The 17,546-nt window shown below is 51.9% G+C and carries 26 protein-coding genes; 24 read left to right on the top strand and 2 right to left on the bottom strand.

The annotated features are described in order from the left end of the window. The first annotated feature begins 16 nt into the window (after positions 1 to 16). The 21 genes from rpsE (at position 17) to NYE69_RS31575 (ending at position 13,822) form a co-directional block, all read left to right on the top strand. Entirely contained in the window at positions 17 to 514 is a 498-nt protein-coding gene (gene rpsE / locus NYE69_RS31675; RefSeq protein ID WP_036619535.1) for a 30S ribosomal protein S5, read from the top strand. Between the two features lie 12 nt (positions 515 to 526). Beyond that, complete coding sequence (gene rpmD / locus NYE69_RS31670; RefSeq protein WP_036619536.1) at positions 527 to 712, top strand: 50S ribosomal protein L30; 186 nt, start codon at positions 527 to 529, stop codon at positions 710 to 712. Between the two features lie 54 nt (positions 713 to 766). Further along, positions 767 to 1,207 (top strand): 50S ribosomal protein L15, encoded by a 441-nt coding sequence (gene rplO, locus NYE69_RS31665; protein WP_036619537.1) that lies wholly within the window; start codon positions 767 to 769, stop codon positions 1,205 to 1,207. Then, a complete protein-coding gene (gene secY / locus NYE69_RS31660; protein ID WP_340930011.1) occupies positions 1,207 to 2,505 on the top strand; it encodes a preprotein translocase subunit SecY in 1,299 nt (432 codons plus the stop codon). The genes rplO and secY overlap by 1 nt, the downstream gene beginning before the upstream one ends. Before the next feature lie 94 nt (positions 2,506 to 2,599). Beyond that, positions 2,600 to 3,244 carry an adenylate kinase gene (locus NYE69_RS31655; protein ID WP_328270489.1) on the top strand — a complete coding sequence of 215 codons (645 nt, stop codon included), beginning with the start codon at positions 2,600 to 2,602 and terminating at the stop codon, positions 3,242 to 3,244. Between the two features lie 5 nt (positions 3,245 to 3,249). After that, on the top strand, positions 3,250 to 4,002 hold the full coding sequence (map, locus tag NYE69_RS31650; protein ID WP_036619543.1) for a type I methionyl aminopeptidase: 753 nt from the start codon (positions 3,250 to 3,252) through the stop codon (positions 4,000 to 4,002). 3 nt (positions 4,003 to 4,005) lie between these two features. After that, positions 4,006 to 4,320 (top strand): KOW domain-containing RNA-binding protein, encoded by a 315-nt coding sequence (locus NYE69_RS31645; RefSeq protein ID WP_036619545.1) that lies wholly within the window; start codon positions 4,006 to 4,008, stop codon positions 4,318 to 4,320. Positions 4,321 to 4,322: 2 nt separating this feature from the next. Continuing rightward, a complete protein-coding gene (gene infA / locus NYE69_RS31640) occupies positions 4,323 to 4,538 on the top strand; it encodes a translation initiation factor IF-1 (protein ID WP_006212898.1) in 216 nt (71 codons plus the stop codon). Positions 4,539 to 4,727: 189 nt separating this feature from the next. After that, complete coding sequence (gene rpmJ, locus NYE69_RS31635) at positions 4,728 to 4,841, top strand: 50S ribosomal protein L36 (RefSeq protein WP_003333770.1); 114 nt, start codon at positions 4,728 to 4,730, stop codon at positions 4,839 to 4,841. Positions 4,842 to 4,862: 21 nt separating this feature from the next. Continuing rightward, a complete protein-coding gene (gene rpsM / locus NYE69_RS31630; protein ID WP_016310723.1) occupies positions 4,863 to 5,231 on the top strand; it encodes a 30S ribosomal protein S13 in 369 nt (122 codons plus the stop codon). A gap of 19 nt (positions 5,232 to 5,250) precedes the next feature. Beyond that, positions 5,251 to 5,646 carry a 30S ribosomal protein S11 gene (gene rpsK, locus NYE69_RS31625; RefSeq protein WP_036619547.1) on the top strand — a complete coding sequence of 132 codons (396 nt, stop codon included), beginning with the start codon at positions 5,251 to 5,253 and terminating at the stop codon, positions 5,644 to 5,646. 129 nt (positions 5,647 to 5,775) lie between these two features. Next, a complete protein-coding gene (locus tag NYE69_RS31620; RefSeq protein WP_036619549.1) occupies positions 5,776 to 6,720 on the top strand; it encodes a DNA-directed RNA polymerase subunit alpha in 945 nt (314 codons plus the stop codon). 37 nt (positions 6,721 to 6,757) lie between these two features. Further along, a complete protein-coding gene (gene rplQ, locus NYE69_RS31615) occupies positions 6,758 to 7,123 on the top strand; it encodes a 50S ribosomal protein L17 (RefSeq protein WP_326043852.1) in 366 nt (121 codons plus the stop codon). A 219-nt stretch (positions 7,124 to 7,342) separates the two neighbouring features. Next, positions 7,343 to 8,128 carry a tRNA pseudouridine(38-40) synthase TruA gene (gene truA, locus NYE69_RS31610; RefSeq protein ID WP_340930005.1) on the top strand — a complete coding sequence of 262 codons (786 nt, stop codon included), beginning with the start codon at positions 7,343 to 7,345 and terminating at the stop codon, positions 8,126 to 8,128. 71 nt (positions 8,129 to 8,199) lie between these two features. Beyond that, on the top strand, positions 8,200 to 8,535 hold the full coding sequence (locus NYE69_RS31605) for a TFIIB-type zinc ribbon-containing protein (RefSeq protein WP_036619554.1): 336 nt from the start codon (positions 8,200 to 8,202) through the stop codon (positions 8,533 to 8,535). A gap of 245 nt (positions 8,536 to 8,780) precedes the next feature. Continuing rightward, complete coding sequence (gene rplM / locus NYE69_RS31600; RefSeq protein ID WP_328270492.1) at positions 8,781 to 9,218, top strand: 50S ribosomal protein L13; 438 nt, start codon at positions 8,781 to 8,783, stop codon at positions 9,216 to 9,218. Between the two features lie 20 nt (positions 9,219 to 9,238). Then, a complete protein-coding gene (gene rpsI, locus NYE69_RS31595) occupies positions 9,239 to 9,631 on the top strand; it encodes a 30S ribosomal protein S9 (protein ID WP_036619558.1) in 393 nt (130 codons plus the stop codon). A gap of 269 nt (positions 9,632 to 9,900) precedes the next feature. Next, positions 9,901 to 10,593, top strand: coding sequence for a phosphoadenylyl-sulfate reductase (locus NYE69_RS31590; RefSeq protein ID WP_340930001.1), 693 nt, complete (start codon positions 9,901 to 9,903; stop codon positions 10,591 to 10,593). A 49-nt stretch (positions 10,594 to 10,642) separates the two neighbouring features. Continuing rightward, on the top strand, positions 10,643 to 11,812 hold the full coding sequence (gene sat / locus NYE69_RS31585) for a sulfate adenylyltransferase (protein ID WP_340929998.1): 1,170 nt from the start codon (positions 10,643 to 10,645) through the stop codon (positions 11,810 to 11,812). A 70-nt stretch (positions 11,813 to 11,882) separates the two neighbouring features. Beyond that, the gene (gene cwlD / locus NYE69_RS31580; RefSeq protein WP_328270495.1) at positions 11,883 to 12,653 is read left to right on the top strand and encodes an N-acetylmuramoyl-L-alanine amidase CwlD; all 771 of its coding nucleotides are present in this window, start codon (positions 11,883 to 11,885) and stop codon (positions 12,651 to 12,653) included. A gap of 59 nt (positions 12,654 to 12,712) precedes the next feature. Continuing rightward, the gene (locus NYE69_RS31575) at positions 12,713 to 13,822 is read left to right on the top strand and encodes an Mrp/NBP35 family ATP-binding protein (protein WP_340929996.1); all 1,110 of its coding nucleotides are present in this window, start codon (positions 12,713 to 12,715) and stop codon (positions 13,820 to 13,822) included. A gap of 35 nt (positions 13,823 to 13,857) precedes the next feature. Here the strand turns inward: NYE69_RS31575 and gerD are convergent, their stop codons facing one another. Further along, positions 13,858 to 14,652 carry a spore germination lipoprotein GerD gene (gene gerD / locus NYE69_RS31570; protein WP_340929994.1) on the bottom strand — a complete coding sequence of 265 codons (795 nt, stop codon included), beginning with the start codon at positions 14,650 to 14,652 and terminating at the stop codon, positions 13,858 to 13,860. Positions 14,653 to 14,792: 140 nt separating this feature from the next. On the opposite strand from gerD, the gene NYE69_RS31565 reads away from it, so the two are divergent. Continuing rightward, positions 14,793 to 15,377 (top strand): KinB-signaling pathway activation protein, encoded by a 585-nt coding sequence (locus tag NYE69_RS31565; protein WP_340929991.1) that lies wholly within the window; start codon positions 14,793 to 14,795, stop codon positions 15,375 to 15,377. Positions 15,378 to 15,451: 74 nt separating this feature from the next. Here the strand turns inward: NYE69_RS31565 and pdaB are convergent, their stop codons facing one another. After that, on the bottom strand, positions 15,452 to 16,261 hold the full coding sequence (gene pdaB / locus NYE69_RS31560) for a polysaccharide deacetylase family sporulation protein PdaB (protein ID WP_340929989.1): 810 nt from the start codon (positions 16,259 to 16,261) through the stop codon (positions 15,452 to 15,454). A gap of 119 nt (positions 16,262 to 16,380) precedes the next feature. Between pdaB and NYE69_RS31555 the strand changes: the two genes are divergently transcribed. Both NYE69_RS31555 and NYE69_RS31550 read left to right on the top strand, forming a co-directional pair. Continuing rightward, positions 16,381 to 16,998 carry a stage II sporulation protein M gene (locus tag NYE69_RS31555; RefSeq protein WP_328272047.1) on the top strand — a complete coding sequence of 206 codons (618 nt, stop codon included), beginning with the start codon at positions 16,381 to 16,383 and terminating at the stop codon, positions 16,996 to 16,998. Positions 16,999 to 17,151: 153 nt separating this feature from the next. Beyond that, entirely contained in the window at positions 17,152 to 17,382 is a 231-nt protein-coding gene (locus NYE69_RS31550) for a hypothetical protein (RefSeq protein ID WP_036619573.1), read from the top strand. Positions 17,383 to 17,546: the final 164 nt, after the last annotated feature.

The raw sequence follows: 17,546 nt of genomic DNA, 5'->3' as shown, positions 1-17,546 counted from the left end.
AAAGGAGGTTAACGACTTGCGTGTAGATCCGAACACTTTAGAACTGACTGAAAGAGTTGTAAATATTAACCGCGTAGCTAAAGTAGTTAAAGGCGGACGTCGTTTTAGCTTCAGCGCGCTCGTGGTTGTCGGCGACGGCAAAGGTTGGGTTGGCGCCGGCATCGGTAAAGCAGGCGAAGTTCCCGATGCGATTCGCAAAGGGATTGAAGATGCGAAGAAAAACCTGATTCACGTTCCGCTCGTAGGCACGACGATTCCTCACCTGGTTACCGGACATTTCGGTGCCGGCCGTGTGCTCCTGAAACCGGCGTCCGAAGGTACCGGGGTTATCGCCGGCGGTCCGGTTCGCGCTGTGCTTGAGCTGGCTGGCGTGGGCGACATTTTGACAAAATCTTTAGGTTCTTCGAATTCCATCAACATGGTCAATGCGACTTTGGAGGGCTTGTCCCGCCTGAAACGCGCTGAGGATGTTGCGAAATTACGCGGTAAAACCGTCGAAGAACTTCTCGGTTAAGGAGGGAATCTCATGGCTAAACTGCAAATTACCCTCGTGCGTAGTTTGATCGGTCGTCCGGAGAACCAACGTACTACCGTGAAAACCTTGGGTCTTCGCAAAATCAACCAAACCGTGGTTCACAACGACAATCCGGCCATCCGCGGCATGGTGAATCAAGTAAGCCACTTGGTTTCGGTTAAAGAAATCGAAGCCTAACAGGTTTTGAGTGTTATATAAGAACCAACAATAAATAAGGAGGTGCAACGAACGATGAAGTTACATGAGCTTTCTCCGGCTCCCGGATCCCGCCACGAGCGCAAGCGCGTTGGCCGCGGTACGGGGAGCGGAATGGGTAAAACGTCTACCCGTGGTCACAAAGGTCAAAACGCTCGTTCCGGCGGTGGTGTCCGTCCGGGATTTGAAGGCGGTCAAAACCCGTTGTATCGTCGCTTGCCGAAACGCGGATTTATTAATCCGACGCGGAAAGAGTATGCGATTGTCAACATCCAAGATTTGAACAAATTTGCGGCGGATACGGAAGTAACTCCTGAACTGTTGTTTGAACAAGGGATCGTGAAAGACGCGAAGAGCGGCATCAAGATTCTCGGCAACGGCGAAGTTACTGTCAAATTGACAGTGAAAGCGAACAAGTTCTCCCAATCTGCGGTAGAGAAAATCGAGGCTGCCGGCGGTAAAACCGAGGTGATCTAATGTTTAAAACCATTAAGAACATATGGCATGTTCAGGACTTGCGCACCCGCATTCTCTTTACGCTGTTTATTTTTCTCATTTACCGGATCGGATCTTTCGTTCCGGTTCCGGGCGTTAATGCGTCGGTATTTCAGACGGTAAACGAATCGGGAAACAATCTGCTCGGGCTCTTGAACACCTTCTCGGGAGGCGCTTTGGCGAATTTCTCGATCTTCGCCCTCGGGATCATGCCTTATATCACGGCTTCCATCATTGTGCAGCTCTTGTCCATGGACGTCGTTCCGAAGTTTGCGGAATGGGCTAAACAAGGGGAGCACGGGAAAAAGAAGATGGCCCAGGTAACCCGCTACGGTACGGTTGTATTGGCTATCGTTCAGGCGTTTGCCACATCGATTGGCTTCAATCGGTTGTATGGAACGCAGATGGTGCCGAACGCGACCTTTGCGGATTATCTGGTTATTGCGATCGTGTTGACCGCAGGCACTTCGTTCTTGATGTGGCTCGGTGAGCAAATTACCGATAAAGGCATCGGCAACGGGATCTCGCTGATCATCTTTGCCGGAATCGTTGCGTCGTTTCCTACGCATATCACAACGATCGCCAAATCGGAATTTATCGTTGAAGGGCAAGCATTCATGAACGTGGTGAAATCCATCGCGATTCTCCTCGTGTGCGTACTGATCGTCATCGGTGTCATTTACATCCAGCAGGCCGTCCGGAAGATTCCGGTGCAGTACGCCAAACGCGTTGTCGGCAATAAGATGTACGGCGGGCAAAATACGCATATTCCGCTGAAAATCAACGCCGCGGGCGTTATTCCGGTCATTTTTGCGGTCTCCTTGCTGCAGTTCCCGGTCGTGATCGCCAGCTTCTGGTCGACGCACGCCTGGGCGCAATGGGTCACCCACAACCTGTCCACGAGTGCTCCGCTTGGAATCGTGCTGTATGTGGTCATGATCATCGGTTTTACGTTCTTCTATACGTTCGTACAGATGAACCCGCAGCAAATGGCTGAGAATATGAAGAAAAACGGCGGATACATTCCGGGAATTCGTCCGGGGAAAGCGACCGAAACTTATCTCATTCGGGTTCTAACCCGCTTGACGATGACCGGTTCCCTGTTCCTCGCGGCCATCTCCATTCTGCCTATGGGCCTCGGCGCATTGGCTAATCTGCCGCGTACGGTTCTTATTGGCGGTACTTCGATCCTGATCGTTATCGGCGTTGCGCTGGATACGATGAAGACGATCGAAGGTCAGCTGATCAAACGTCACTATAAAGGCTTTATCAATAAATAGGCGATAGGTACCAGGATCGGGCTGCTGCTGGGCTCGCCTGGGACCTATCGTGCTGTTTATTGACATGGTGCGATTTTTGGAGGGAGTGAGAGACATGAACCTGCTTTTCATGGGACCTCCCGGAGCGGGAAAAGGAACACAGGCCGAAGTCATTGTCAATGAATTCGGTATTCCTCACATCTCCACCGGCGACGCGTTCCGCTTGGCCATCAAACAGGGAACGCCCGTAGGGATGAAAGCCAAGGAGTATATTGATCAAGGCCTTCTGGTGCCTGATGACGTCACGGTGGGTATTGTCCGCGAGCGCCTGCAGCAGTCCGATTGCGAAAAAGGTTTTTTATTGGACGGCTTTCCAAGAACCCTTTCGCAAGCGGAATCGCTGGAGGAACTGCTTAAGGGACTGGGACGCAAGCTTGACCACGTTATCGACCTGAAAGTGGACCGGAACAAGCTGCTGGCGCGGCTGACCGGACGCCGGATTTGCAAATCTTGCGGCGCCACTTATCATGTGATCTTTAATCCTCCCAAACAGGAGGGGGTCTGCGATAAATGCGGCGGCGAGCTGTACCAGCGCTCCGACGATACCGAGGAGAAGGTAGGCACCCGTTTGGACGAATATATCAACAAAACGGCACCGCTTCTGAAGTTTTATGAAGACAAAGGTTTGCTGCGCCAAGTGGACGGCGAACAGGAAATCGATGCGGTCTCGAAAGAAATCGTATCTTTACTGCGAGGTTAGGTGTAATGATCATCTGTAAATCCGAAACGGAACTGGGCTTTATGCGAGAAGCTGGGCGAATCGTAGCGGAAACGCACAGGCTCATGGCGCAATCGATTGAGCCAGGAATTACGACGGGGGAACTCGATCAGATCGCCGACAAATTTATTCGCAGTCAGGGCGCCGTGCCGTCTTTCAAGGGTTACAACGGTTTTCCTTACAGCATTTGCGCTTCGGTCAACGAAGAATTGGTACACGGATTTCCCGGCAAACGCAAATTGAACGAAGGCGATATCATCAGTTTGGATATCGGCGCGGAGTATCGCGGCTACCACGGCGACTCGGCGTGGACCTATCCGGTGGGCGAAATTTCGGCGGAAGCCAAGCGGTTGCTTGAAGTAACCGAAGGATCGCTGTACGCGGGCCTGGCGCTCGTCAAGCCGGATGTCCGTTTGTTCACGATTTCGCATGCGATTCAGCAGCATATCGAGGCTGCGGGTTTTTCCGTCGTTCGGGAATATGTCGGACACGGCATTGGATCCAAGCTGCACGAAGAACCGCAAATTCCGAACTACGGCATGCCTGACCGGGGGCCGCGGCTCAAACCCGGGATGGTCCTGGCGATCGAACCGATGGTTAACATGGGGAAAAGGTATGTCAAAACGCTGGATGACAATTGGACGGTCGTTACGGTGGACGGTTCGTTGTGCGCTCATTTCGAGCATACGGTGGCCGTAACGCCTGACGGTATGGAAATTTTCACAAAGCTGGACGCGTAGGTGATGAATGTGAAACAACGTTCGGAAGCGCAGCCGGGCCAATTGGTGAAAGTTCTAAAAGGCAGGGATGCCGGGACGGTGAATGTGATCGTGCAGATCGTGGACGACAGATTCGTCCTGATCGCGGACGGGGACAAACGCAAGTTTGACCAGCCGAAACGAAAAAACGTCCAGCATCTTGAGCTACTGCCCACGGTCAGCAGCGAGGTTGTTCATAGTTTGCAGGAGAGCGGCCGGGTTACAAACGCGAAGCTGCGTCACGCCGTGCTTGTCTATTTGAAATCCGAAAGTTCCGAGGCTGAAGAGAAAGGAGACTGACTGTGGCTAAAGAAGATGTCATTGAAGTCGAAGGCACGGTCATTGAACCGCTGCCGAATGCAACATTCAAGGTTGAGCTGGAGAATGGCCATCAAATTCTCGCTCATGTTTCCGGGAAGCTGCGGATGCACTTTATCCGTATTTTGACCGGGGACAAAGTGGTTGTCCAACTGTCGCCTTATGATTTGACAAAAGGCCGGATCACTTACCGTAAATAGTTGGCTCTGGCATATGCCGCTGTTTTGTGGTACAATATGCAGGTTGAGTTGTTTCAGACCAATGCTGACGTGAAAGTTTTACATCCGTAAAACTTGGTTTATCTTACGAAGAGCGTTTTGCTGCGCAAAACATGCTCGTGCTTTCGAAGTTAGTTTTACTTAACGTAAAACTTTTAGGAGGTAATCAACATGAAGGTAAGACCTTCTGTAAAGCCGATTTGCGAAAAATGCAAAGTCATTCGTCGCAAAGGCAATGTCATGGTGATTTGCGAAAATCCGAAACACAAACAAAAACAAGGTTAATAGAAGGGGGTGTAGCGTAAAATGGCACGTATTGCTGGTGTGGATTTGCCACGTGATAAACGCGTTGAGATCGCCTTAACTTACATTTTCGGAATCGGTAAAACGACTTCCCAGAAAATCCTGAAAGAAACAGGCATCAATCCGGACACTCGTGTTCGTGATTTGACGGAAGATGAGGTTAGCAAACTACGCGAAACGATCGACAAAACGGTCAAGGTGGAAGGCGACCTGCGTCGTGAAATTTCCTTAAATATTAAACGTTTGATCGAAATCGGCTGCTACCGCGGTGTGCGTCACCGTCGCGGCTTGCCGGTTCGCGGACAACGTACGAAAACGAATGCCCGTACTCGCAAGGGTCCTCGTCGTACGGTAGCGAACAAGAAGAAATAAGAAGGGGGGATAACAGACAATGGCTAAACCAAAAAAAGTCGTACGCACGAAACGTCGTGACCGGAAAAATATCGAATCTGGTGTGGCACATATCCGCTCCACCTTCAACAATACGATCGTTACCATTACGGATCCGCACGGCAACGCGATCTCTTGGGCAAGCTCCGGTAATCTCGGTTTCAAAGGCTCCCGTAAGTCGACGCCGTTTGCCGCGCAAATGGCTGCGGAATCGGCTGCAAAAGCGGCTATGGAGCATGGCATGAAGACTGTTGAAGTTATGGTCAAAGGTCCTGGCGCCGGCCGTGAAGCCGCTATCCGCTCGCTGCAAGCGGCAGGTCTTGAAGTAAACATGATTAAAGACGTGACTCCGATTCCTCACAACGGCTGCCGTCCTCCAAAACGCCGCCGCGTTTAATGAAGCCGTACTGAATGTGGTATAACAACAGCGCCACTTGGTAACAATGGTTGTTTAGGCATACTACATGATCGACTTCAGCAAACAAGGCAGTTTCAAAGGAACGACGTTTTGAAGGAGGGGTACTTCGTGATAGAAATCGAAAAACCAAAAATTGAGACCGTAGAAGTTAACGAAGAAGGCACCTATGGGAAATTTGTAGTAGAACCACTTGAGCGTGGATATGGCACCACACTGGGCAACTCGCTTCGCCGGATTTTGCTATCTTCTTTGCCGGGTGCTGCGGTAACCTCGGTCCAAATCGATGGAGTTCTGCATGAATTCTCGACCATCCCGGGCGTCATGGAAGACGTTACGGAAATCATCCTGAACCTGAAAGCTCTCTCGCTGAAAATCCACTCCGATGAAGAGAAAATTCTCGAAATCGATGCGGAAGGCGAAGGCGTGATTACGGCAGGGGATATCCGTGCGGACAGCGACGTGGAAATTTTGAATCCGGATCTGCATATCGCAACGATGGAACCGGGTTCGAGACTTCACATGCGCATTTATGCGGGCCGCGGTCGTGGTTATGTTCAGGCAGATCGGAATAAACGAGATGATCAGCCGATTGGTGTCATTCCCGTCGATTCGATCTATACCCCGATTACTCGCGTCAATTATGTGGTGGAGAACACCCGCGTTGGCCAAGTGACCAACTATGACAAGCTGACGCTTGAAGTGTGGACCGATGGCAGTATCAAACCTGAAGAAGCGGTTAGCCTCGGCGCGAAAATTTTGACCGAGCATCTCTTCCTGTTCGTCGGACTGACGGACGAAGCGAAGGACGCTGAAATCATGGTTGAGAAGGAAGAAGACAAGAAAGAAAAAGTGCTTGAAATGACGATTGAAGAGCTTGATCTCTCCGTTCGTTCCTATAACTGCCTCAAGCGTGCCGGCATTAACACGGTGCAAGAGCTGACGACGAAAACCGAAGAAGATATGATGAAGGTGCGCAACCTTGGCCGCAAATCTTTGGAGGAAGTTCAAGAGAAGCTCGAGGAGCTTGGTTTGGGACTACGCACTGAAGAATAAGATCACTTGAATCGTTTTAGCGAAGGAGGGAAAACTCATGGCATACCAAAAATTGGGCCGCGATTCCAGCGCACGTAAAGCTTTGTTCCGTGACCTGGTAACGGACCTGTTCTTGTACGAGCGCATCCAAACGACGGAGGCGAAAGCGAAAGAAGTTCGTTCGATCGCTGAAAAGCTGATCACCAAAGCAAAACGCGGAGATTTGCACGCCCGTCGTCAAGTGGCGGCTTACGTTCGCCGCGAATCGATCGACGGTGAGCAGGACGCGATCCAAAAGCTGTTCAATGAACTGGCGACTCGTTACTCCGGGCGTCCGGGCGGATATACCCGTATCTTGAAATTAGGACCTCGCCGCGGCGACTCTGCTCCTATGGTTTATCTGGAACTGGTAGACCGGGCTTAATTGACGGGGATCTCCCCAACCAAAGCGTGTAAAACTCTCTGTCGGCTCGCCTTATGGCTAAGCTTTCGGAGAGTTTTTTTCTGTGAGTCTACATAAGCTGAGCTTGGAACAGGGAGGAAAATAGGCAAACATTTCACACGTCTGCCTCCATCCGACCCGCCATTAATTCAACATATGTAGACCACTCAGCGACTCAGGAAGGAAGGAAGGAAAGCAGCGATGCGTAATTTGCTGATGGCCGTCAGTTACGACGGCACGAACTATTACGGTTTTCAAACCCAGCCAGGCGGCAACACCGTGCAGGACCATTTGGAAGCGGCGATCTTCGGGCTCACCGGGGAGCGGGTGAAAATCCACGGCTCCGGACGCACCGATGCCGGCGTACACGCCCGCCAGCAGCCGTTTAATTTCCCGACGGCGGCGAAGATTCCGGTGGAACGCTGGTGCCTGGCGCTGAACAGCCGTCTTCCTTCCGATATCCGGGTGACTTCGGCCAGAGAGGTGCCGCTATCCTTTCATTCCAGACGGTCGGCCAAACGCAAAACATATCGCTATACGATCAACGGGAACCGTTTTCCCGACGTGTTTCAACGAAACTACCAGCTGCACCATTACGGCTGGCTCGATATTGAGGCGATGCGCTTGGGGCTGGCCTTTTTGGTCGGTACGCATGATTACACCTCCTTCGCCTCACGCCATTCCACCCAACCCAGTCATGTTCGCACGATTTATGAGGCCCGGCTGGAAACGGAGACATCGCCGGATGCTTCCGGCAGTGATGGGCAGGGCGTTATCCACTTGTATTTTACCGGCAACGGCTTTTTGCAGCACATGGTTCGCATCATTGTAGGCACGATGCTGGAGATCGGAGAGGGCAAGCGTAAGCCGGAGGACATTCCGCTCATTCTCGAAGCGCGCAACCGCGAGGCCGCCGGCCCCACGGCCGAAAGCAAAGGCTTGATGCTGTGGAGCGTCGAATACGACGAAACAGCCCTTCAGTTGTGAAACCCCGGATGGACTCATACGTAACATATTTAAAATGTGATTATTGGCATGAGCCTAAGGAGGTTTTTTGCATGAAATGTCCGGTATGTAATGATGTGCGCATGAGAGAAGTGGAGAAGGATGGCGTCTTGATCGATGTTTGCCCGGATTGTAAAGGGGTTTGGCTGGACCGCGGCGAGCTGGAGAAGCTGATGAGCGAAGTGCGGGAAATCCGGCCGGCTTTCAACGAGTGGTACGAGCGGGATTACGACCGGCCAAAGCCGAAGTCCAACGAGGGGTACGGCGGCTACCCCCAACAGGGGCAACAGGGATACGATCCGCGATACTCGCAACACGGTTATGACAAACACTATAAGCATAAGAAGAAAAAGTCGGTGCTTGACGTGTTTGGCGATCTGTTCGATTAACCGCAAAGCGGTATTTTAGCGGTAAAGCTTTTAAAAAAAGCTTGCGTATTACTTGCCCTTCCTGTAAAATAAAAGTTGTGTTTTCTTGATGGCTCTCCCACAGCCCCCAGTCAAGAAAGCCGACCAAACAAGCATTTGAGATTTGCTAACTATGAATGAAACGATCGAAGATAAATGTGCTGGAAAAGGTCAGGCCCGAAGAGCAGGATCATTTTCAGTTGGATTGAAAAAAGGAGGATCATTACATGCGTACCACTTATATGGCGAAGCCGGGCGAAGTTGAGCGCAAATGGCATATCATCGATGCCGAAGGCAAAACGCTGGGCCGTCTGGCAAGCGAAGCTGCAGCTCTCATCCGCGGCAAACACAAACCACAATTCACTCCACACGTTGACTGCGGTGACTTTGTTATCGTCATCAATGCGGAGAAGATCGCCCTGACCGGCAAAAAAATGGACAACAAAAAGTACTATCGTCATTCCCTGCATCCGGGCGGTTTGAAAGTGACTACAGCCAAGGATTTGCTGAGAACGAAACCTGAACGTGTAATCGAGTCCGCCGTTCACGGCATGCTGCCAAAAACTCGTCAAGGCGAGAAAATGAAGCTGAGATTAAAAGCTTACGCTGGCACAGAGCATCCACATGTGGCACAAAAACCTGAAGTTTACGAACTTCGCGGATAATTAAAAGGGAGGACAGTTTCATGGCACAAGTACAATACTATGGGACAGGTCGTCGTAAACATTCGGTAGCTCGTGTTCGCCTTGTACCGGGTGAAGGACGCATTGTCATCAATAAACGCGATATCAACGATTATTTCGGTCTGGAAACGCTGAAGCTGATCGTAAAACAACCTCTGGCTTTGACGGAAACGCTCGGCAACTACGACGTTATCGTCATCGCTCATGGCGGCGGTATTTCCGGCCAAGCCGGCGCAATCCGTCACGGGATTTCCCGCGCTCTGCTCAAAGCAGATCCGGAATTCCGTCCGGCGCTGAAAAAAGCAGGCTTCCTGACTCGTGACCCGCGGATGAAAGAACGTAAGAAATACGGTCTCAAAGCCGCTCGTCGCGCGCCTCAGTTCTCGAAACGTTAATATTTGCAAATACAGCCCTTCTCCGATCCCGGAGGAGGGCTTTTTGCTTTTTCGTACATACACATAAAAGATGTCCCAATTCATATATATCATTGTAGCAATTTACACACTGGCCTAGTCTTTCCAAGTTGGAAAGCTGGGCTTTTTTTCAAAATGAAATTTTTGGGTTGACTTCTCATGTTTATGTTTTATACTTAAAAATATAATTCTAATCTGATTAGTCGGTTTTATTCCATTCTTAGACATACCTGAACGGGAGGTCGGAATCATTGAATTTATTGGAAAAGGAACAGTTGATTCACACGAAGGCGGAGGAATTTGAAAACTCTACCCCGCAGGATATTATTGCCTGGGCGGTTGAGGCGTTTCCAAACATCACTTTCGCCTGCAGCTTCGGCGCGGAAGATGTCGTAATTGTAGACATGCTGCAGAAGATCAGTCCATCCACCGATATTTTTTATTTGGACACCGATTTTCACTTTAAAGAGACCTATGAGACGCGCGATGCGATTGCGGCCCAATATAATCTGGAGTTTGTCCGCGTATCCCCGAAGCTTACGCCGGAGGAGCAGGCGGAGAAGTACGGGGATGAATTGTGGAAATCCGATCCGAACGCCTGCTGCAATCTCCGTAAGGTGGAGCCGCTGACCCGCGTGCTTGGCGGCTACGAGGCTTGGATTACGGGAATTCGCCGCGACCAGGCGCCGACCCGGGCCAATGCGAAGAAGGTCGAATACGACGCAAAATTCGGGCTGGTCAAATTTAATCCGCTGGCAGCCTGGACATCGGACGACGTATGGAACTACATCCGCGAGAACAAGCTCATTTACAACCCCCTGCACGATCGCAATTACCCGAGCATCGGCTGTGAGCACTGCACGCGGCCGGTTATGCCTGGCGAAGATCCGCGGGCAGGGCGTTGGTCAGGTACGGAGAAGACGGAATGCGGCTTGCACAAGTAAGACGCGGGTTGCGAAAGGTACAACCGAAATGGAAATTGGGGGAGATCTAATGACGGCGATATTACCGCATGGCGGCAGCCTGGTGAACAGACTCGCGACCGGCGAGGAGCGCAATGAATTATTGGCGTTGGCGCGGGAACTTCAGTCGATTCCTATCAATGCCTGGACGATATCCGATTTGGACCTGATTGGGGTCGGCGCTTTTTCCCCGTTAACCGGGTTTATGAACGAAGCGGATTACCGTTCCGTGGTACAGCGGATGCGTCTGGCCGACGGTACCGTATGGAGCATCCCGATTACCCTGTCCGTCAGCAAGGAGCAGGCGAAGCTGCTGGCCGTAGGGGAAAAGGTCGCGCTGACCGGAGAACAGGACGGTGTTATTTACGGGCTGCTTGAAATTGGAAGCATTTATGCAGTCGACCATGGGGAGGAAGCCAAAAACGTCTTCAAAACCGACGATATCGAGCACCCTGGCGTAAGAAAGCTGTTTGAACGTTCGCCGTATTATGTCGGCGGTTCGGTACAAGTGCTGAATCGGCCGCAGCCGGCCCGCTTCCGGGAGTTTTACTTCGATCCGGCGGACACGCGCCGTATATTCGTCGAGAAGGGGTGGAAGACGGTCGTGGGCTTTCAGACCCGCAACCCGGTGCACCGGGCCCATGAATACATCCAAAAGAGCGCGCTGGAGATCGTGGACGGCCTGTTTTTGAACCCCCTGGTCGGCGAGACCAAGTCCGACGATGTTCCGGCGGACGTGCGGATGAAGAGCTATTTGACGCTGCTCGAAAATTATTATCCTAAAGACCGCACGTTTTTGGGCGTATTCCCTGCGGCGATGCGTTACGCCGGTCCGCGTGAAGCGATTTTCCATGCAATGGTGCGGAAAAATTACGGCTGTACGCATTTCATCGTCGGGCGCGATCATGCCGGGGTCGGCGATTACTACGGAACGTATGAGGCGCAGGAGATTTTTGCGAACTTTACCGCCGAGGAGCTTGGCATTTCGCCGCTCTTTTTCGAGCACAGCTTCTTTTGCACGAAATGCGGCAACATGGCTTCCAGCAAAACCTGCCCGCATCCGAAAGAGGATCATCTGACTTTGTCCGGCACTAAAGTGCGGGGACTGCTCCGCGAGGGGATCTGCCCGCCGCCGGAGTTTACCCGCCCCGAGGTGGCCCAGGTGCTGATCGAAGGCATGAAATCGCAAGTAACGAGTTAACGGCCAGTCATATTTGTCCACCTTGTCCCATATCATGGTTAATGTCATGAGGGAGAAAGGTGGCTTTTTTATGGGCGGAAAAGATAAGGTAACGTTATGGATAACCTTGAACCATATCAAAAAAGCGCTGATCGGCGTAGTCCTTGTTGCCCTGCTCATCGGCATAGCGATGTATCAAGCTCCTGCGCAAAAGGTGTGGAAATACTGGAGCCTTCCGCTTGCGGGGCGGATTATTGCGCTTGACGCGGGGCACGGCGGTCCGGACGGGGGCGCGGTCAGCCGGCAGGGGCTGATCGAAAAGGACATCAATCTGGCCGTATCGCTGTATTTGCGCGATTATTTGCAGCAGGCCGGGGCGGTCGTCGTCATGACGCGGGAAGTGGATAAGGATCTCGCGAGTGAAGGAACGCAAGGGTACAGCAAACGCAAAACGGAAGATTTGAAGCGCAGGGTCCGTTTTGTTGAGGAGAAGCAGGCCGATCTGCTGGTGAGCATTCATATGAACAGCATTCCGTCGCCGCGCTGGCGCGGGGCCCAGTCGTTTTACTACCCCAATCATGCGGATAGCGCCAATTTGGCGGCGCTTGTTCAGGAAGAGCTCAAACGTAACCTGGAAAATACGGACCGGGTCGCCAAGCCGTCGGATAAAACCGTTTATTTGCTGGAGGCGGTGCAGGTACCTTCGGTGCTCGTGGAGGTCGGCTTTCTGTCCAATCCCGATGAAGCCTCGCTGCTCGGCAGCGAAGCCTACCAGCGTAAAGTCGCCGCTTCGATTTATCAAGGGATACTGCGCTATTACTCCGGCGAAAAAATCAAAAGCCCGGCAGACGGCGTCAGGTAATGCTATAATAAACATCATGATGAACCAGCCAATTATCTGATGAAGTCGAGGTGCTTTCATTGTTAACGAAGGATGAACTTCAGGCTGCCTTGCGTCCCGTTGCCGAACCGACGACAAAGCGAAGCCTGGTGGAGATGCAATGGATTCGCGATATGATGATCAAAGAGGACCGGGTGGCTTTAACCGTAGTTTGCATGGACAAGGACAGCGGGGAACTGGCGGAAGTAGAGCGGGAAATCCGCTATCGTTTGGCCGAGGCGGGCGTGCCTGACGTACATATTCGATTCCGCGAAGCGTCGGAGCGGGAGCGGGAAGAAGCCGGCGGCTTCGGCGGCGCATCCGGGCAAGCGGAGGGCGGCAGGGAACTGAAGGGCCACGGCGCCGGATTGGAGAACCTGCCGATTCTTGATCCCGCGTCCGGCGTGCATTTTATTGCCGTGGCCAGCGGGAAGGGCGGAGTCGGCAAGTCGACCGTTACGGTGAATCTGGCGGCCGCGCTGGCCCGCCAAGGCAAGCGGGTCGGATTGATCGACGCGGACATTTACGGGTTCAGCGTGCCCGATATGATGGGCATTGAGGAGGCGCCCGGCGTGGAAGACGGGGCGATCATCCCGGTAGAGCGGTTTGGCGTAAAAGTCATGTCGATGGGCTTTTTTATTCAGGACAACAATCCCGTTATTTGGCGGGGACCGATGCTCGGCAAGATGCTGCGCCAATTTTTTAACGATGTTCATTGGGGCGAACTGGATTATCTGCTCCTTGATTTTCCGCCGGGAACGGGCGATATTGCGCTCGATGTGCACCAAATGATCCCGCAGAGCCGGGAGATCATCGTAACGACGCCGCATGCCACGGCGGCCTTCGTGGCGGCCAGAGCGGGGGCGATGGCGTTAAGAACCGAACACGAGGTGCTGGGCGTCGTCGAGAACATGGCGTATTATGAATGCTCGAAATGCGGGGAAAAGGAATATATCTTCGGCAAAGGCGGCGGCGCCCGGTTAGCGGAATCGCTCCATACCGAGCTGCTCGCGCAAATTCCGCTGGGCGCGCCGGACAATCATCCGGCGGAGCAGGACTTCTCGCCTTCGGTATATAAAGCGGATACGCCGACCGGTAAACTGTATGATGAGCTGGCCGTAAAGATCGCCGGCAAATGCGAAAAAGACTGACCTCCGGCCAGTCTTTTTTCGTATTCGCGCGGGGCTTAAGACGAACCTCCGCCACCGCCGCCGCCTTCGTTGCTCTGTCCGCCTTCGCCGCCGCCTTCTTGGCCGCCACCGCCGCCTTGGCCTTCGCCTTGTTTCTTCGGCGCTTTTTCAACCTTCGGCTGCAGCTCTTCCTGAACGACCGTTTTCAGCAGTTCCCGCACTTCCATACGGAACAGCGGGCTTTGCATCGATTCCTGCATGATAGTCATCGCTTGTTTGCGGTAATCCGGGGTTTTCGTCAAATCCAAAAACATCTTCATAACTTCCGGCGATTTCATCATGTCGGTCATCGATTTTTGGTACGTCGGATCTTTGATTAACTGCATATGGAGCTCTTTGTTTTGCGAACTGATGGCTTTGGCAAAATCCCCGGCAAATTGAGGATCGGTCATGATTTTCTCGATTTCCTTTTTATATTCCGGAGAAGTAATGGTTTCTTTAACGGCCATCCTCACTTCATTGGAGGTTTGCGACGGAAGGAGCATTTTCACGCCAAAGGTTCCGCCGCCGCTTCCGGAGCCGCTTCCTCCACCCGAACCGGATCCCGAACCCGATTCGGAATCGGAGCCTGAGCTTCCACCACCGCCGCTGCTGCTCGGGGAGCTCAACGCTTCGTAGATCGCTTTTTTGCCTTCATCCGTTTTCAGGATATCGATCACCATCGATTTCGTTTCTTTATACCCTCCACCCTGGGAAGAAGAGGAGGAGCTTTGTTCAGAACCGCAGGCCGCCAGCGGAAGAGCAAATGTACATAAAAAGCATAAAAACCAACGGGTACCCCGCAATTTCATGGTTCCCTTCCTCCTTATCATCATTACTGCTGGTTTTAGTATGCAGCGACAAAATGGAATTATCCCAATGAAAAGGCTGAAAAGAATGGTTTTTTGCCGGGATCGTTGGTAAAATATTTCGATAGTGGGGGTGTAAGGGCTTGAACCTGAAAAAATGGCTTTATCTGTTCTCGACTTCTATAGGCGTAGGCGCGGCCGTATCGCTGATCGTCGGCTTGCTGATTCAGTGGACCGGCACCGTAAAATATAACGGCGCAGCCGATGTTTTGGTGAATATTGGCATCTTGCTGGGCGTTGGAATTATGGTCAGCGTCTACTCGCAAATGGGATTTTTTGCTTACTTGATGATCAATTACATGGGGACCGGCGTATTTTCCAGAAAATCGTGGCAGTATGTACAGCTCGTGCTTACGGCGCTGGCGCTGCTGGAGCTCCTGTTTTTCCGGACATTCGTCGGCGGAGACAAACGTGGGATATCCGACATCGTCCTCGGCGTCATCATACTTGCGGTGGCCATCGTAACCGCCTACTTCAAGGCCAAATTCACGAACGGAACGGCCTGGATTCCGACCTTGTTTTTCATGGTGGCGGTTACGATCGTGGAAACCGTCGGCGTGCTGAAAATCGGGGTCGCCGAGGCGACGGCCTGGATCGTTGCTCCCCTCATCGCCTGCAACGCATATCAAATCCTGATTTTGCATAAAGTTCTGAAGTCGGAGCGTTAAGGATAGGATATACATAAAAAGGCCCAGCGATTCACTGGGCTTTTTTTATTCACTTCGCTGATCGCTTGCCGGGTTCATAAACCCGCGGCGAAGTCCAGTTGCTCCTGCAGCCAGGCTTGATCGCGCACCTCGTTGCCCTGCACGTTCGCTTCCTGGAGCAGATCGGTGACCGTGACGAATTCGTAGCCTTTTTTTCGCAGCTCGTCGATGATGATCGGCAGCGCTTCATGCGTTTGCTTCACCGAATCGCTGGCATGAAGGAGGACGATGTCTCCCGGATGGGCTTTGTTTACGACGCGATCGGCGATCGTCCGGACGCCTTTGTTCATCCAATCCTGGGAATCCGTATCCCATTGGATGACTTGGTAACCTTGGCTGGCCGCGATTTTCAGCACTCTTTTATCAAAATCGCCGTTTGGCAGTCTGAGCAGCTTCGGCGGTTGTCCGGTTACCTCGGTAAGAACGGCGTGGGCGGACGAAATTTGCTGCGCTATCTCTTCATCGGTGAGCCCGCTGTAGTTGACATGCTTATACCCGTGACTGCCGATTTCGTACCCCTGCTGCTGAATCGCTTTTACGAGTTCGGGGTGGGTTTTGCTCCAGGGGGCGGAAAGGAAAAAGGTGGCTTTTTGCACGTTTTTATCCTTCAGCACTTTGAGGATCGGTTCGGCGCGTTTGTCTCCCCAACTGATATCGAAGGTCAGGGCGATGACTTTTTTGTTCGTGGAGACACTATAAATGGCTGAAGGCGCGCTTTCTTCGGAAAACACGGTAACTTGGCCACGTTCCACGTAAATGACGCCGGCGGCAAACAGGGCCGCAGCGAAAACAAAGAAAAATCGTTTGATTTTCTTCCCGTTCAGGACATAGAAGAAATTGTTCATTAGCAATTTAGCCCCTCTCGTCATCAGAATGAAATGATCAGAACTGATCCGCTTGTACCAATGTATGCTTTTCCCACTGCATTATGACGCCCTTGTCCCTGAAATTTAAGGAGGTTGCCATGTTTTCCTTTAAAAGATTTGTGACGGATTTGAAGCTTTACCGCAAGGCGATGCTGGTTTCCCTTTTGATTTTTGCCGCAGGAGTCGCCTTGGGAGCCGCCAACGCCGATACGCTTACGCGGTTGATCCTGTCGGACTTGGAGAAATTAGGAGAATACAGCCGGCAGCTATCGCAAACGGAGACGCCTGAGCTGCATTTCTTCACGTTTATTTTCTTGAACAATGCCTTAAAAAGCGTTGCCATCATGGTTTTGGGCGGGCTTTTGGGAATAATGCCGGGCGTGTTTCTGCTGATGAACGGGGTGGCGCTCGGGTATGTGGTGGCGGCGGCCGGCAGCCGAGGGGAACATGTCCTGGATTTGATTGTACGCGGACTGCTTCCTCACGGTATTATTGAAATTCCGGCGATTCTGATCGCCTCCGGGTTTGGTTTGCAATTCGGTTATTTGGTCATCAAAAGTTTGGGCGAGCTGGGCGCTAGAGATCCGGGGGAAAGAACGGTCGATTGGCGGGGGTTTTTTAAAACATTCTTCCGCGGGGCTTGCTGGGTTGTCTTGCTTTTGGTCGTTGCGGCCGTTATTGAAAGTACGCTGACTTTTTATTTGGTTCGATCTTGATAGACTTAACTGTTGGCTTATGAATTTGCTCCTTGCATTCATAATTTTCCCAAAATGTGTGCATAACATTAAAGCACAACTGGCGAGTCCAGGTGAACAATGCATCCCCTAATTCTGCATTTGAATCTAAGACCAAAGAGGAGTTGTTCTGTCATGCTGGGAATGTTATTCAGCGAGAAAGAATGCAAGGAACTTGACTATGTGCTGCGAAAAGAGCTGGATGAAATGCTGCTCGATATGAGCGACCATCGGCTTGATCAGGACATTCGGAACGCGATCGCCAATCGGTATAAAACGATATTCAGAATGTACGCCCGCTTTGCGCCTTCCAAGGAGCTTTCCAAATATGCCCGCCGGGCCCGTTTTCCGCAAGTGAAACAATAAGCGCAAATGGGTGTTGACGATTGGGCCCGGATTATGTTAAATTAGCATTCGTCCGTTATTGAAGGGATAATGTTGCAGCGATGCAGGTTTGAGCGGTTGGGTTAAAGTGGAAATAAAAAAATTCAAAAAAACTCTTGCAAAAACCTAGAACACTGTGATATATT

The organism is Paenibacillus sp. FSL R5-0527 (assembly GCF_038008055.1).
Classification (GTDB): domain Bacteria; phylum Bacillota; class Bacilli; order Paenibacillales; family Paenibacillaceae; genus Fontibacillus; species Fontibacillus macerans.
The sequence above is the reverse complement of the archived record's forward strand: the minus strand, read 5'-3'. Positions and strand labels throughout refer to the sequence as shown.

Bases quoted from the DNA above. Each gene is read 5' to 3' on its own strand.
- pdaB (WP_340929989.1), bottom strand. From the start codon at position 16,261: ATGAACAATTTCTTCTATGTCCTGAACGGGAAGAAAATCAAACGATTT.
- rpsK (WP_036619547.1), top strand. From the start codon at position 5,251: ATGGCTAAACCAAAAAAAGTCGTACGCACGAAACGTCGTGACCGGAAA.
- rplQ (WP_326043852.1), top strand. From the start codon at position 6,758: ATGGCATACCAAAAATTGGGCCGCGATTCCAGCGCACGTAAAGCTTTG.
- rpsI (WP_036619558.1), top strand. From the start codon at position 9,239: ATGGCACAAGTACAATACTATGGGACAGGTCGTCGTAAACATTCGGTA.
- rpmD (WP_036619536.1), top strand. From the start codon at position 527: ATGGCTAAACTGCAAATTACCCTCGTGCGTAGTTTGATCGGTCGTCCG.
- sat (WP_340929998.1), top strand. From the start codon at position 10,643: ATGACGGCGATATTACCGCATGGCGGCAGCCTGGTGAACAGACTCGCG.
- rpmJ (WP_003333770.1), top strand. From the start codon at position 4,728: ATGAAGGTAAGACCTTCTGTAAAGCCGATTTGCGAAAAATGCAAAGTC.
- map (WP_036619543.1), top strand. From the start codon at position 3,250: ATGATCATCTGTAAATCCGAAACGGAACTGGGCTTTATGCGAGAAGCT.
- rplO (WP_036619537.1), top strand. From the start codon at position 767: ATGAAGTTACATGAGCTTTCTCCGGCTCCCGGATCCCGCCACGAGCGC.
- cwlD (WP_328270495.1), top strand. From the start codon at position 11,883: ATGGGCGGAAAAGATAAGGTAACGTTATGGATAACCTTGAACCATATC.
- gerD (WP_340929994.1), bottom strand. From the start codon at position 14,652: ATGAAATTGCGGGGTACCCGTTGGTTTTTATGCTTTTTATGTACATTT.
- NYE69_RS31655 (WP_328270489.1), top strand. From the start codon at position 2,600: ATGAACCTGCTTTTCATGGGACCTCCCGGAGCGGGAAAAGGAACACAG.
- NYE69_RS31605 (WP_036619554.1), top strand. From the start codon at position 8,200: ATGAAATGTCCGGTATGTAATGATGTGCGCATGAGAGAAGTGGAGAAG.
- NYE69_RS31645 (WP_036619545.1), top strand. From the start codon at position 4,006: ATGAATGTGAAACAACGTTCGGAAGCGCAGCCGGGCCAATTGGTGAAA.
- truA (WP_340930005.1), top strand. From the start codon at position 7,343: ATGCGTAATTTGCTGATGGCCGTCAGTTACGACGGCACGAACTATTAC.
- rplM (WP_328270492.1), top strand. From the start codon at position 8,781: ATGCGTACCACTTATATGGCGAAGCCGGGCGAAGTTGAGCGCAAATGG.
- secY (WP_340930011.1), top strand. From the start codon at position 1,207: ATGTTTAAAACCATTAAGAACATATGGCATGTTCAGGACTTGCGCACC.
- rpsM (WP_016310723.1), top strand. From the start codon at position 4,863: ATGGCACGTATTGCTGGTGTGGATTTGCCACGTGATAAACGCGTTGAG.
- NYE69_RS31555 (WP_328272047.1), top strand. From the start codon at position 16,381: ATGTTTTCCTTTAAAAGATTTGTGACGGATTTGAAGCTTTACCGCAAG.
- NYE69_RS31550 (WP_036619573.1), top strand. From the start codon at position 17,152: ATGCTGGGAATGTTATTCAGCGAGAAAGAATGCAAGGAACTTGACTAT.